This window comes from Emticicia sp. SJ17W-69, from assembly GCF_051209875.1.
GTDB lineage: Bacteria > Bacteroidota > Bacteroidia > Cytophagales > Spirosomataceae > Emticicia.
Genome location: NZ_JBNTQY010000001.1, coordinates 3,938,159 through 3,951,395, shown reverse-complemented (window position 1 = coordinate 3,951,395; position 13,237 = coordinate 3,938,159). Strand labels below are relative to the sequence as shown.

Here is a 13,237-nt window from a genome sequence, read left to right as displayed (position 1 = left end):
TTAAAATTCTTGAAAAAATCAAATCTCTTTTGCGTTCCTACTTTTTATAAAAGGTTTTTTGAACAAAAATACCCTGATAAAAAAGCACCTTCTACATTACCTATTCCAAAGCCATCACCTGATAAATAAATGGGCTGGTTTTCGAGTTGATAAAAAGGTTCTTCAAAACGCTTAATGGCATTGCTATATCGCCAACGATGTACTTGCCAAGAAACAAGATTTTTAGGCTTAATCCATTGTCTGACAGATGTTAATATTTCTATTGCTACTAATTGTAAATCATCTTCCAAATACTTTTTGCTAAATTCTGCTGAAGCATGCAAAGTAACCGTAGGGACTGATGTAATGCCTTTTTGAAAATTGTCAGCAATCCAAGCGACAGTTTGATTTTCTAAAATAATTCCTCCTGTTGGAATCTCAGTTGGACTTTTCAAAACTGCCATCACAGCAATACAAGGAGCATATTCGATTTTATCAATGATTTTTTCGTCATTTTTAGAAAAAATTATCTCTGAGTTGTCAAAAAGTTCAATTACCTGTGGAATTGGAATCGTAATTATTAAATTATCAAATGAATAGCTATTTCCCGACTCGGTTTTTACTTCATTTTTTTTAATTAAAACTACCTTTTCATTTAAATGAATATTTAGGTTTTCTGCCAATTTTTTTGGAATTGTATTCATGCCTTTTGCTCCGATATAACGCACATTTTCACGTTGAGCAAGTTGCCACTTAGTTGTAATATTTTCAGCTTGAAGTTGATTGATAAGTGCTTGGAATTCAGATGATTTGACAGAGAAATATTGAGCTCCGTGGTCGGCTTTACCTTGCTCGATGGTTCGAGTGGACATTCGGCCGCCTACACCACGACCTTTGTCTAAGATAATAACTTCGTGTCCTTTTTGACTTAAATTTTTGGCCGCTGAAAGGCCTGCCATGCCTGCTCCGATGATAATTGTTTTCAAAATATCGTTTAGTTTTTACTAAAATTATAACTCAATTTCAGTGAAAGATGTTTAGATAATTATTTCACAAACCACTTTCTTATTAAAATAACAAACAACCCAAAAATACTATACCAAGCAAAGAATGGGAGTAGGATTTCTATCAATCCTGAACAGAGCAACAGACAAATAAGTAGTAATTGAAATCCAAGCCCAAGCAAAGAGCTTAAACTCATAAACCACTTGGGGAAATTTTTTACAGAAACAGCTTTTTTATCTAAAAAGACTACAAAAACATCAAAAATAAAATATAAACTCAAGAATATTGCATGCAAAAAATTGACTGTTTTTTGACTTTCATATTGGTAAGCAACAGGTTTTCGATATTCAATGATGCGACTGGTTTCCTCATTATTTAATCGCCTTCTTAGGATTACATAGTAATAATTATAAATAGAACATTGAAACTCTACGCCCAAAAAAGCCAATATAAAAATGTAAATTGAGGCATTAGTTATACTAAAAACAATGATAAAAATAAGTAAGTTGATAGCAAAATCAAAAATGGAATCAAGATAACGTCCAATGATAGAAGGGTGTTTGGTGATTCGAGCGATTTCACCATCTACGGCATCCAAAATATTTTTTATCATCAAGAAAATTGCAGCCCAAACCCAGTGACCAGTGTAAATAGCATAAACACAGGCAAAACCAGCTAAAAGAAAAACAAGCGTAACTTGAATTGCATTAATTTTAATTTTTGAAAGATAGTGAGCTAAAAATGTGGCAATTGGACGAGCATAATCAGAAAAATCAATAAATTTATCTTCGTTAGAGAGTTTTGGCATTCGTGAGGGGTGTTATTTCGACTAATTGTTTTAAGGTAGTAATTGTTTTTACTAATTCATAACTTACTTGTGAAGAAAGATGTTTTAATTTTCTAATTCTCAAAGTTTTTATATCATCAAACAAAGTCATTGCAACCAATCTTTTTTGACTTTCGTCTATTAAATTAGATGTACGAATGACACCTTAAAAAAAACATGTCAAACAATCATTTCAATATTCTACCGCTATTGATAAACTTTTCCCCTTTTACCCCACGATATTATTGGTTTTAACGTATAGTTAAATAGCGTTTCATTAAACATCATTTTTTCATGCACGAACAACAATCATTGCTCGGTTTTCTTTCTGTAGCTTTTTTGGCAGGAGTTGCCAATTTATTTATGCCTTGCATTTATCCAATTATGCCGATGACAGTCAGTTTTTTTACAAAGCAGACTGATGGCTCTCGAAAAGCGATGTTTTATGGTTTTTCTATCATGTTTGTTTTTGCCTTGATTGGATTTGTTACAATGGCATTTGGAGCTCCTTTTCTAAATTTTATCAGTACACATTGGTTGCCAAATTTAATTTTCTTTGTTATTTTCATTGTCTTTGGTATTTCCCTTTTAGGTGCATTTGAAATTGTTTTACCTCATCAGTGTGTCAACCGCATTGACGGAATGTCAGAAAGTGGTGGTTGGTTAGGTATCTTCTTTATGGCACTTACTTTGGTGGTTGTTTCATTTTCTTGTACAGCTCCTTTTGTTGGTTCATTGTTGATTTTGGCGGCACAAGGTGAGGTTTGGCGACCACTTTGGGGAATGTTAGCTTTTGGATTGCCATTCGGTTTGGTTTTTACACTATTAGCGATGTTTCCTCAATGGCTCAAAAGTATGCCAAAATCTGGTGGTTGGATGAACGAAATGAAGGCGGTCATGGGTTTTGCTGAATTTGCTTTAGCACTCAAATTTTTAAGTAATATCGACCAAGCTTATCATTTTAATTGGTTGCATCGCAATATATTTTTAAGCTTTTGGATTGTTATTTTTGGCTTAATTGCAATTTATATCAGTGGCATCATTCGTTTACCGAAAGATATGAAAGTAAAAACTTATCATTGGTCACGTATTGCTTTTAGTGCATTGTTTTTGGGATTTACAGCATATCTGATTCCAGGCGTTGTGCAAGGAAAATCATTGGAATTGCTTTCAGGAATCTTACCTCCACAAGATAATAAGTCATTATTGGCTGGTGTTTCGGCCGATAAACTTCGCTCAATGCCACATGGTTTGTCAGGTTTTAGCGATTATGATGATGCTTTGGCTTATGCAAAAGAAGTAAATAAACCACTATTACTTGATTTTACAGGCTATGCTTGTGCCAATTGCCGTAAGATGGAAGAAAATGTTTGGGTAAAACCAGAAGTTTTAGAAAGGTTGAAACAAGATTATGTGATAGCGTCGCTTTATGTTGATGATAAGAAAGAATTGCCAAAAGAAAAGCATTATAAATCAGAATATGATGATGAAGTAAAAACAACTATTGGCGACAAAAATATGGATTTTGAAATCACTAAATTTAATAATAATGCTCAGCCATATTATGCGGTTGTGGATGCCAGTGGTAAAACAATTGTCAATCCAATTGGCTATTCGAGTGTAGAAGATTTTGTGAAATTTCTAGAGGAAGGCAAAAAGAAATAAATATGTAGAGTCAACCATTCATATAAGAATTTCGTCTTTAATGTATCAAGTAGATACAATAAAAAAAACAACCCCACCCTTTTGAGTAGTTTTACGTAATAGAAAGTACAAACCATTATTTAAGAAAAGAATATAATTATGACACGCTACGAATTTTTGAAATCAGCAGGTTTTAGTGGTGGAGCTTTGATGGCTCTTCTAACATCTTGTGTGAGAGAAAGTGACAAGTATGTGGATGCTTTGACTGTTGCACCAGAAGCAACCGCCACTGGAACTGCAACGACGGGTACAACTACTACTGTAACCACAGGAACTGCTACTGGCACAGGAACTGCTACCAATACTGGTACTGCAACTTCCAATGTTGTTGGAGTAATTACTACTGAAGAATTGAATAAAATTACCAGTACAAAATTGAAAATTGATCTTACATCAACGACTTATGCTAAGTTAAAAACGGTTGGTGGGTATGTAGTTGTAAGTGGAGTTGTTGTAGCACTCTCGAAAGCGAATACTTATGTGGCTGCAACAGTAACCTGCTCGCATGAACCAAAAAACAGAATCATTTATAGTAATAATGAATGGTATTGTACTGATCATGGAGCAAGATTTTCGCTGACTGGAACTGGCTTGAACAATAATGGCAGAAAAGGTTTAGCTGTGTATAAAGTAGCAACTGATGGAAAAACATTAGTGGTTTATTGATTGCAGTTTTTGATTAAATTGTTTGCTCATTCAATCATTAGATTTAAATATGAAATTTTTAAGCATTTTTCTGACATTTTTCCTTTTGGAAGGCTCGCCTCAATGGGGATTAGATTTTGATAAAGCAAAAACTGATGCCATACAAAATCATAAATTTATAGTTATTAATTTTTCGGGTTCGGATTGGTGTGGGCCATGTATCAAGCTCAAAAGAGATGTATTAGACACACCAGAGTTTTTGGAATATGCCAATAAAAACTTAGCCTTAGTTAGAGCTGACTTCCCAAGATTAAAGAAAAATCAGTTAGATAAAAAACAAACCGCTCTTAACGAAGCTCTTGCAGAAAAATATAACCAAGAAGGCAAATTTCCATTTACAGTTTTGGTGGGTGCTGATGGAAAAGTTTTAAAAGAATGGGATGGTTATCCATCAGGCATTTCTACTGAATCTTTTGTTCAGGAAATTCAAGCAATTATCAATGCCCGAAAATAAGGTTTATTCAAAAACGCTTCGATTGATGGGTAATCGCTTTACGATCAGCGTAGTAAGTGATGAAGAAACTTGGGCAAAAAAACAAATTGATGTAGCAATTGCTGAAATTAGTCGAATCGAAAAGCTATTGACAACTTTCAGTGATGACAGCCAAACTAACCAAATCAACCAAAATGCAGGTATTAAACCTATAAAAGTTGACAAAGAGGTTTTTGAACTAATCAGTCGCTCACTCCGAATTTCAACCCTTACCGATGGAGCGTTTGATATTACTTATGGCTCAATTGATAAGCGTTTTTGGAATTTCGATAAGGAAATGACTTCATTGCCCGATGCCGAAACAGCCAAGCAAACCGTGAAGTTAATTAATTTCAAGAATGTACTTTTAGACGCTGAAAATCAATCAGTTTTCTTAAAAGAAAAAGGTATGCGAATTGGCTTTGGAGGAATCGGTAAAGGTTATGCCGCCGAACAAACTAAAAGAGTTTTGATACAAAATGGCGTAAAAAGTGGCATCGTAAATGCTGCTGGAGATTTAACTACTTGGGGGAATCAACCTAATGGTAAACCTTGGACAATCGCCATTGCCGACCCTGATACTCAAAATACTGCCTTTTCTTATCTCAATATCAGTGGCGTAGCAGTTGCTACTTCAGGAAGTTATGAGAAATATGTGATGATTGAAGGCAAAAAGTATTCACATACAATTGATCCAAAAACAGGTTTCCCTGTTTCGGGTATTAAAAGCGTAACGATTATTTGTCCGAATGCTGAAATTGCTGATGCAATGGCAACACCAGTAACTGTTATGGGCGTTGAGGCCGGTTTGAGCCTGATTAATCAAATGCAACAAATCGCTTGTATCATCATTGATGATGAAAACAATGTTTTCACCTCGAATAACATCAAAATATCATGAAAAAAACAATCAAAATAGTAGCTATTCTTGCTTTTATGCTAAGCTCAATGGCTTCATGTGTGACTGTCAAAGAGTACCAAAAAAGCCGAATCAATGATTCTGAAATGGAATTGGCTGCCAGAAAAGCAGAAAAATTTGAAACAAGTTTTTATCTCTATCGAGAGGGTGCTTCAGGAGCAAATGGTGGAAAGAGTGGCGGTGGATGCGGATGTAATTAATAAAAATGTAAAATTGAGATTTCAAAATGCTAATGTAAAGCATCTCTTATGAAGAAAACAATCATCACAATTGGTTTATATGCAAGTTTGTTGAGCGGAGCGTTTGCTCAGTATGACAATACTAAATATTTGTTTAAAACAAAACCAAAAGTTGACTCAAAACCAACATCAAGTAAAGAATATAAATTAAGTTCGAATCCAAATGCAGAAGCAAAATCTGGTTTCCGCACATTGAAATTGGAAGAAGTCAATTTGGTTTCGGCATATTATAATCAAGACGGAAATCATTCTGCTGTAACTGGTGGGATTGGTACAGAGAAATTGATTGATTTTGCCAATTCATTAGATATTAAACTATCTTTTATTGACAAAAAAGCAAGAAAACACACCCTTATTGGTGAAGCGGCTATTGATTATTATTCTTCAGCTTCATCTGATAAAATTGACCCACGTTCAGTTTCTTCGGCTTCGATGTCAGATGTCCATTTTTACCCAACACTTTCTTGGAGTAGAAAAGATGATAAAAAACACTCAACTGTTGGAGCAAGTTTTTCATATTCAACCGAATGGGATTACCAATCACATGGAGTAAACCTGAGCTACTCGAAATCTTCAAAGGATAATAATACCGAATTTAGCTTAAAAGCAGGTGCATTTTTTGATACTTGGTCGGTTATTCTTCCGTATGAACTTCGTCCAGATGGATATGGTTCTGGTGCCGAAGGTGATAATAATATTGATTTTAAAAGACGTAATTCTTACAACGCCTCGATTGGCGTTTCACAGGTAATTAATAAGCGTTTACAATTGATGGCCGTAATTGAGCCATCATATCAAGAAGGGCTTTTGAGTACACCTTACCACCGTGTTTACTTTACTGACGGAACATTAAAAGTTGAAAAATTGCCCGGCACTCGTGCTAAATTACCAATGGGATTACGTGCAAGTTATTTCTTAGGTGATCGCTTTATTATCCGTACTTTCTATCGCTACTACCAAGATAATTGGGGTATGACTGCTCATACGGCAAGTATCGAAGTACCGATTAAAATTACGTCATTTGTGTCAATTACACCACATTATCGTTTCAATAGTCAAACTGCTGTTAAATATTTTGCTCCAATCAATAGCCATAAATTAACAGAAACCTATTATACATCTGATTTTGATATTTCAGATTTTAAGAGTGCTTTTTGGGGAGCTGGTATCAGAATTGCCCCACCAGATGGTGTCTTGGGAATCAAACATTGGAATACCGCCGAGCTTCGTTATGGACATTATAACCGAAGCAATGGTATGGTAGCAAATATTATTACTTTAAGTGCTAAATTTAAATAAAAACCTTGTTTTTGAATCATTTTTTATAGATGATTAGAAGAAAGAAGTATTTATTTCTCAGTCTTTTTTGCCTTTTTCAAGGTAAATCATTTTCACAAACAGCAACAAAAAACGCTGTCAAGAATGTGATTTATCTTGAAGCATTAGGCATTGGTGGTTATGCTTCAATTAATTATGAAAGATTGCTTTTATATAAAAATAAAAGCCCATCGCCAACGTTTAATATTGGTTTGAGAGTTGGACTTAGTACTTTACATATCAGGGATTTTGAGGATAATTTCAATCCTGATATTATCGTTCCAATTTCGGTCAATGCATTTTATGGCAAAATCCATCATATAGAAGTTGGATTTGGACAAACGATTTCTAATGTTGTTCAGGCAAATGCTACCACTTTTGAAGCAACAAGAAAAACCACACTTAACTCTAATTTTACTGCTGGTTATCGTTATCAAAAAAATGAGCGAGGGGTTATTTTTCGCTTAAACTATTCACCTATTATTTCTTCAAACAAGGTATTCACCAATTGGTTTGGTGTATCAATAGGTTATGGTTTTTAAAAATAATTTCATGAAAAACATCTCGTTTATTTTAGTTTTACTATTGTTTTCTTGCCAGAAAGAAGATGAAATTTTCAATATTGTCAATCTTAATCGCAATAATATTACCGTTTTGGGGCATGGAGGCATGGGAATAGCCTCTACTTATCCGATTGATACTTATGAATCAATTGTCAATTGTTTAAATTTGGGCACTGATGGAAGTGAAATTGATGTTCAGATGACCAAAGATAGCTTTTTAGTAGCTTTTCATGATTCTGATTTAGATACAAAAACTAACCTCAGCGGAATGATTAGTCAGCACAATTATGACGAAATCAAAGACGCGTATTATGACGAAACGCCTTATATGACATATTCGTTGGTTTCATTAGACCAACTGTTTTCAAATATTGAAGATTTGGCTTCTTATAAATTCACATTCGATTGCAAACTCTATAATGCTGATGCCAGCAATGATGCGTATTTGACTACTTTTGCTGATGCAATTGTGAAGATTTCAAAGAAATACAATTTGCAAAGAAGAATTTACATTGAGTCTAATGATAAGAATTTCCTAAGTCTTTTAGCCAACAAAAACGAAAGATTTAAACTTTTCATTTATCCACAAACTTTTGAAGAAGGGCTTGCAACGGCCACCGAACTAAATTTATATGGTATTACCATTTCTAATGATGATATTTCAGCTGAGCAGATGTTAGTGGCTCATAATCAAGGCTTTAGAGTGGCAGTTTGGAATGTTGAAACTGAACAGAATAACTTAGATGCAATCAGAAAAAATCCTGATTTTATACAAACTGATAAGGTGAAATATTTGGTTTCGGCACTGAGTGCAACGGATGATGTTATTCAACCTTTGTCGAAACAAATGTATAAAATTGATTCATTAAAAAATTGCAAGTCAGACTCTACAAGTAAAGTACAACGAGTCACAAAAACAGCCATTGCTACTGAATAAATACCCTTTATACTTTCCAGATTTGCTTAAAAGCATCTAAAAACGCCTTCATTTCATCCATTGTGCCAATACTTACACGTCCCCATTTATTGCCATTTAATTCTTTAAAATCATCACGCAACAAGATTTTTTTACTTGCCATATCTTTCGCAAATGTTCCTTTGTAGCTATCTATCGGAAACATGACAAAATTGGCTTGAGAAGGCACAGCTCCGATGCCCAAATCATTGAGAGCTTTGCAAGTATAGTCGGCGGATTCTCGGTTTTTTTTGAGATACATGGCTAAAAAATCCTTATCATCCAGTGCCGCAATAGCGGCATTCATCGAAATCCTTGATACTCCCAATGAACCTGATGCTTGGTATTTTGCCATGTCTTTGATGGTATCGGCATGACCAATAATATACCCAACCCGTAGCCCAGCAAAACCATAGACCTTTGAAAATGTGCGGCTTATCAATACATTTTTATTTTCTTTTACCATATCAGATACCGACTGGTTTAAGAATTCAAAATATGCTTCGTCCACCATCACCATTGTTTTTTGGCTCACTTCTTCAACAAAATTTCTAAGGATTTTAGCATCCAAAATTGTTCCTGTAGGATTATTCGGATTGCACAAATAAACCAATTTTGTATCGGCTTTTATCTTGCTTTTCATGGCTTCTAAGTCAATGATTTTATCGCCTGTTATTGGCACATTGATTAATTCCATGCCTAAATTTTTACAATTATTGGGCAATGTGGCAAAAGTAGGGTAGGGGCAAACCACGCTTCCGCCATTACGAGAAACATAAATACTGGTAAGTCCTAAAACTTCTACTGAACCAGCTGTTATTAAAAAGTTATTAGGATTAAGTTTTTCTCTTTCGGCTAATTTTTGGTAAAGATTGGCAGTAATGGTAGAAACCAGATAACGATTGCCTTCAGGTAAGGTTTCTTTCAAAGCTTTAAGTGCCATTGGGGAAACGCCATAAGGATTTTCATTTTTATCCAAATGAATCATCCCATCATCTGATGGACGAATTTTGTCAGAAAATGCAAAAGTAGAGGCAGCAGTCGAAACCCCAGCAAGAGTTAATCCACTAATTTTTAACCAATCACGGCGTTCCATAACTTTAGATTTAAGTGAAAACCAAAGTTATGAAAATTTTGTATTATTTTTTGTATTTATTGAATTATTACTTTAAATTCTTTCGTGTTTTTGGCTTTGGTAGCCGTTGCATTGCTTCTGTTGGTTGTAACCTGACCCCCTGTTTGTCTTGGTTCTTGCCATTTGTTTACATATTTTTGTGTAAACCTATTTCAGGACAAGACATAGCTAGTCGTTCCCTCAGAGTCTCCGTTTTTCACGGGACTCTGAGGCATTGGTCTATATTTTTGGGTGAATATTTTAATCTCCTTTTTCGCATAAACCCTCGCCCTCAGAGTCCCCTACGTGCCTTCGGGAGACTCTGAGGGAACTAATGTAACAAATTCTTCTTCGCCATGAAATCCATTTGTAAGGGCGTGAATTGCACCTTGAAAATCGGGATTTCCCCAAGTTGTTCTTAATTCTGCTTTTTGGGTTTGTTCGTTAATAATATTGTCTGGAAATTCAGTCCATTTTGCAATTTCTTTTGCATTGGTTAGTCCAAGCATTAAACCAATTAAATAAACAGTTCCAAAGTGTCCATCAGTTTGATATAATAGCGATTTTTTGTAGTTTTTCAACCATTCTTCATCTGTTATTTTTCTTAACATACATACAATCCCATCATTTACTACCACCGAAGTCTTAGTCTTCTCATTATAATCCTTTATCAGAATATCATCCTCATAAGTATCAGCCAATAACTCCGCTGCATTTCCATAGTTGCATTGGGTAATGTCTCCATTTACTATCGCATTAATGACTTCTTGTGTATTTTTAGGCAATTGATAACTTCCTATTGTATTTAAAGCAGATTCTAATTTAGGGAGAAATAGAGCTACTTTCTCAGCAGAAACCTTTCCATCGTTATCTTTTAAAAGATTAATATCAGCACATATTAGGCTGGCAATATAGCCTGCCATTGCTTGTTTGAGTTGTACCTTAGTTTCGTTGCAAGTATTTGTAGTTCTTCCACCTGCAAGAGGTGCTTCTGTTTGAGCATCAATGGTCGCATTTACTTTAGGTTTGATTGTATAACTCAAGGAGCCTTTATAATTCTTTACTTATCCAAATAAAAGATAGCTTTCTATTTACATATTGTAAGACCACACCATTATATCCATAATTATTGTTTTCAATACCAAGACTAATTGATAAACAACACCTGTTTTTTTCTATTTCCTTAATTTTCTGATTAAATTCATTTGTTTTTGACTTTCTAAAAGTGCTATCTGTTTCAAATTCCTTAAATTGTTTTATTTTTTCAAATTTTTGTAAAATATCCTTTGTCCTTTCTTTAATATAACCTTCAACCCATTGTCTTGCTTTATAATATTTCATCGGAGCAATATTTTTTAACTCTATCGTATCTTGGTTGATATAAAACTGTTTTTCTTTACCAAAAATGTAAGCAGGATGTTGTACGTTTTTAAAATCTATTATTATACCTTTTTTACCTACGATATTTTCACTGAATTGAAAATATTTATTTTCATCATTTCCACTATAATATCTGTAATGTATGAAGATATATTCTCTACCATCAACAGGTTCAATTATCTTTTCAGTGATAATTTCATTAGGTTTACCAAATACTTTCAATGCAGACGATAGACTATCAAACAAGCAAACCCCATTAAAACAAACGTCTTTTACTTTAATAGAAGTTTGGAATCTATCAGTAACAGTATTTGCGTTTTGGGCATTGCAACCGAATAATATAAATAAGCATATTAATGTTAAAATCGTTTTCATTTTTTTATTCCATTTTTAAATAATGACTCAGGATTTATTTTTCTTGCACCAGTACTTGTGCTAAAACTATTAATTGTATTTGTTTCGAGATGTAAATGAAATTCTTCTTTGCTATCTACTCCTCCAGCATTACCAGAACATCCACATGTACCTAATCTATTGCCCACTTCAATCTTTTCACCTACTTGAATAGTAGCATCTACTTCATCCAAATGGCAAAATTTTGCATAAATAGTATTGTATTTTTTTCCATCTATTCCTATAAGTCCATCCTTAAATTCATACTTCATAACCACTATGTTCCCAAAACTATTCGCATTATAATCACATCCAAAGTAACTATCAGTATCCTCTTTCTTTTTTGCATAGCTTCTTATTACCTCAACGACTTCACCTTTATACATAGACTTTAACTCTGTACCAACTGATGCCAAAATATCTAATCCATGATGAGATTTATTTCCCATGACAAGTTCTGGATAATCATCATAACTACAAGTAGCACCAGATATGGTTCTTGGACATCCAAATTTACCAACATTAGAGTTATTGCTATTCTTCCTCAAGGTTGGATTTGGAAAGGGGTCGCTATAAGTGATTTCAGCACTTTCCTTTTCCCAAAACAAATAGTTTTTTAAATCTTTTTTAGTTGAACTGTTGTTGTCATCATAAGAAATAACAATTTTTATAACTGCTTCACCATTTTGCTTAATCATAAATCCAGTTTCTGTAACCTCATATTCAGCCATTGTCAATTGGTAGTCTTTATTTGCTTCTCCCAAATATAGAATGTTCATTCTCTCAACATCAATTCCATCAATTGTAAAGTTTGTTCCTGTAAAGGTTTTGCCTGTTTGTTTAAACTTAAATTTGCCAAAAAGTTTGCCTTCACTCAATTTTATTTCGTGCATCCTTTTAAGCAAAAGTATAATGTCGTCACAGTCATCAAATATCCCAAAACATGGAAGCAAAGAAGTCATTTCCTTTACCAATCCTTCATTAACCTTTTCCGAAGTCTTAGTCGTCTCATTATAATCTTTTATAAGAATCTCACCTTCATAAGTATCGGCTAATAATTCTGCTGCATTTCCATAATCACAACTTTCACCATTGCCATTGACAATCGCATTAATAATTGCATCTGTATTTTCAGGCAATTGATAGCCCCCTATTGTATTTAAAGCAGCTTCTAATTTAGGCAAAAAGATGGCTACTTTCTCAGCAGAAACCTTTCCATCGTTATTTTTTAAAAGATTAATATCAGCACATATTAGGCTGGCAATATAGCCTGCCATTGCTTGTTTGAGTTGTACCTTCGTTTCATTGCAAGTAATAATCTCTGGGAATTTACCTATCAAACATTTTGTCAATACTTCTAAAAAAGAAATAATCTAAGAAACAAAATAATAAATTCAAGATTACTCCAAAAACATACATTTTTATTATGTCATTTTGTAAATGAACTTTATCCAGCAACATAACATTAAATATGACAATATTCTGTAGAAGCAATATTATTGTACTGACTATTTTAAAATTTTGAAGAAATATTCTTAAGATTAAGGATATAGGTATAAAATAAATTGCAAACAATCCTTCAAAGATATTTGTAGGCTGTTTATAGCTTACAAAATCACGCAAATGATTTTTCATGATATACTTATGGAAAAATAAAATTAATGCT

14 protein-coding genes are annotated in these 13,237 nt (G+C 33.8%); 8 read left to right on the top strand and 6 right to left on the bottom strand.

The genetic code is table 11. The annotated features are described in order from the left end of the window. Positions 1-44: 44 nt before the first annotated feature. Both ACQUQZ_RS15965 and ACQUQZ_RS15960 read right to left on the bottom strand, forming a co-directional pair. Positions 45-965: an NAD(P)/FAD-dependent oxidoreductase gene (locus ACQUQZ_RS15965; protein ID WP_435356024.1), complete on the bottom strand. Its 921-nt coding sequence runs from the start codon at positions 963-965 to the stop codon at positions 45-47. A 59-nt stretch (positions 966-1,024) separates the two neighbouring features. Continuing rightward, complete coding sequence (locus ACQUQZ_RS15960; RefSeq protein WP_435356023.1) at positions 1,025-1,792, bottom strand: CDP-alcohol phosphatidyltransferase family protein; 768 nt, start codon at positions 1,790-1,792, stop codon at positions 1,025-1,027. Between the two features lie 312 nt (positions 1,793-2,104). Here ACQUQZ_RS15960 and ACQUQZ_RS15955 point away from each other — a divergent pair, with 312 nt between their 5' ends. The 8 genes from ACQUQZ_RS15955 to ACQUQZ_RS15920 all read left to right on the top strand — a co-directional run bounded on the left by ACQUQZ_RS15955 (position 2,105) and on the right by ACQUQZ_RS15920 (position 8,666). Continuing rightward, positions 2,105-3,475 carry a protein-disulfide reductase DsbD family protein gene (locus tag ACQUQZ_RS15955; protein ID WP_435356022.1) on the top strand — a complete coding sequence of 457 codons (1,371 nt, stop codon included), beginning with the start codon at positions 2,105-2,107 and terminating at the stop codon, positions 3,473-3,475. 138 nt (positions 3,476-3,613) lie between these two features. After that, on the top strand, positions 3,614-4,180 hold the full coding sequence (locus ACQUQZ_RS15950) for a (2Fe-2S)-binding protein (RefSeq protein ID WP_435356021.1): 567 nt from the start codon (positions 3,614-3,616) through the stop codon (positions 4,178-4,180). A 49-nt stretch (positions 4,181-4,229) separates the two neighbouring features. Beyond that, positions 4,230-4,673, top strand: a complete 444-nt coding sequence (locus ACQUQZ_RS15945; RefSeq protein WP_435356020.1) for a thioredoxin family protein — start codon at positions 4,230-4,232, stop codon at positions 4,671-4,673. After that, positions 4,660-5,592 carry an FAD:protein FMN transferase gene (locus ACQUQZ_RS15940; protein ID WP_435356019.1) on the top strand — a complete coding sequence of 311 codons (933 nt, stop codon included), beginning with the start codon at positions 4,660-4,662 and terminating at the stop codon, positions 5,590-5,592. The genes ACQUQZ_RS15945 and ACQUQZ_RS15940 overlap by 14 nt, the downstream gene beginning before the upstream one ends. Next, positions 5,589-5,810, top strand: coding sequence for a DUF4266 domain-containing protein (locus tag ACQUQZ_RS15935; protein WP_435356018.1), 222 nt, complete (start codon positions 5,589-5,591; stop codon positions 5,808-5,810). The genes ACQUQZ_RS15940 and ACQUQZ_RS15935 overlap by 4 nt, the downstream gene beginning before the upstream one ends. A gap of 48 nt (positions 5,811-5,858) precedes the next feature. Further along, entirely contained in the window at positions 5,859-7,148 is a 1,290-nt protein-coding gene (locus tag ACQUQZ_RS15930; protein ID WP_435356017.1) for a DUF3570 domain-containing protein, read from the top strand. 29 nt (positions 7,149-7,177) lie between these two features. Continuing rightward, entirely contained in the window at positions 7,178-7,708 is a 531-nt protein-coding gene (locus ACQUQZ_RS15925) for a hypothetical protein (RefSeq protein WP_435356016.1), read from the top strand. 10 nt (positions 7,709-7,718) lie between these two features. Then, a complete protein-coding gene (locus ACQUQZ_RS15920) occupies positions 7,719-8,666 on the top strand; it encodes a glycerophosphodiester phosphodiesterase (RefSeq protein ID WP_435356015.1) in 948 nt (315 codons plus the stop codon). Positions 8,667-8,673: 7 nt separating this feature from the next. Here ACQUQZ_RS15920 and ACQUQZ_RS15915 read toward each other — a convergent pair whose 3' ends face one another. The 4 genes from ACQUQZ_RS15915 to ACQUQZ_RS15900 form a co-directional block, all read right to left on the bottom strand. After that, positions 8,674-9,780 (bottom strand): pyridoxal phosphate-dependent aminotransferase, encoded by a 1,107-nt coding sequence (locus tag ACQUQZ_RS15915; RefSeq protein ID WP_435356014.1) that lies wholly within the window; start codon positions 9,778-9,780, stop codon positions 8,674-8,676. 320 nt (positions 9,781-10,100) lie between these two features. Continuing rightward, entirely contained in the window at positions 10,101-10,841 is a 741-nt protein-coding gene (locus tag ACQUQZ_RS15910; protein WP_435356013.1) for a hypothetical protein, read from the bottom strand. Positions 10,842-10,848: 7 nt separating this feature from the next. Beyond that, positions 10,849-11,553: a hypothetical protein gene (locus tag ACQUQZ_RS15905; protein ID WP_435356012.1), complete on the bottom strand. Its 705-nt coding sequence runs from the start codon at positions 11,551-11,553 to the stop codon at positions 10,849-10,851. Beyond that, entirely contained in the window at positions 11,550-12,911 is a 1,362-nt protein-coding gene (locus ACQUQZ_RS15900; RefSeq protein WP_435356011.1) for a M23 family metallopeptidase, read from the bottom strand. The genes ACQUQZ_RS15905 and ACQUQZ_RS15900 overlap by 4 nt, the downstream gene beginning before the upstream one ends. Positions 12,912-13,237: the final 326 nt, after the last annotated feature.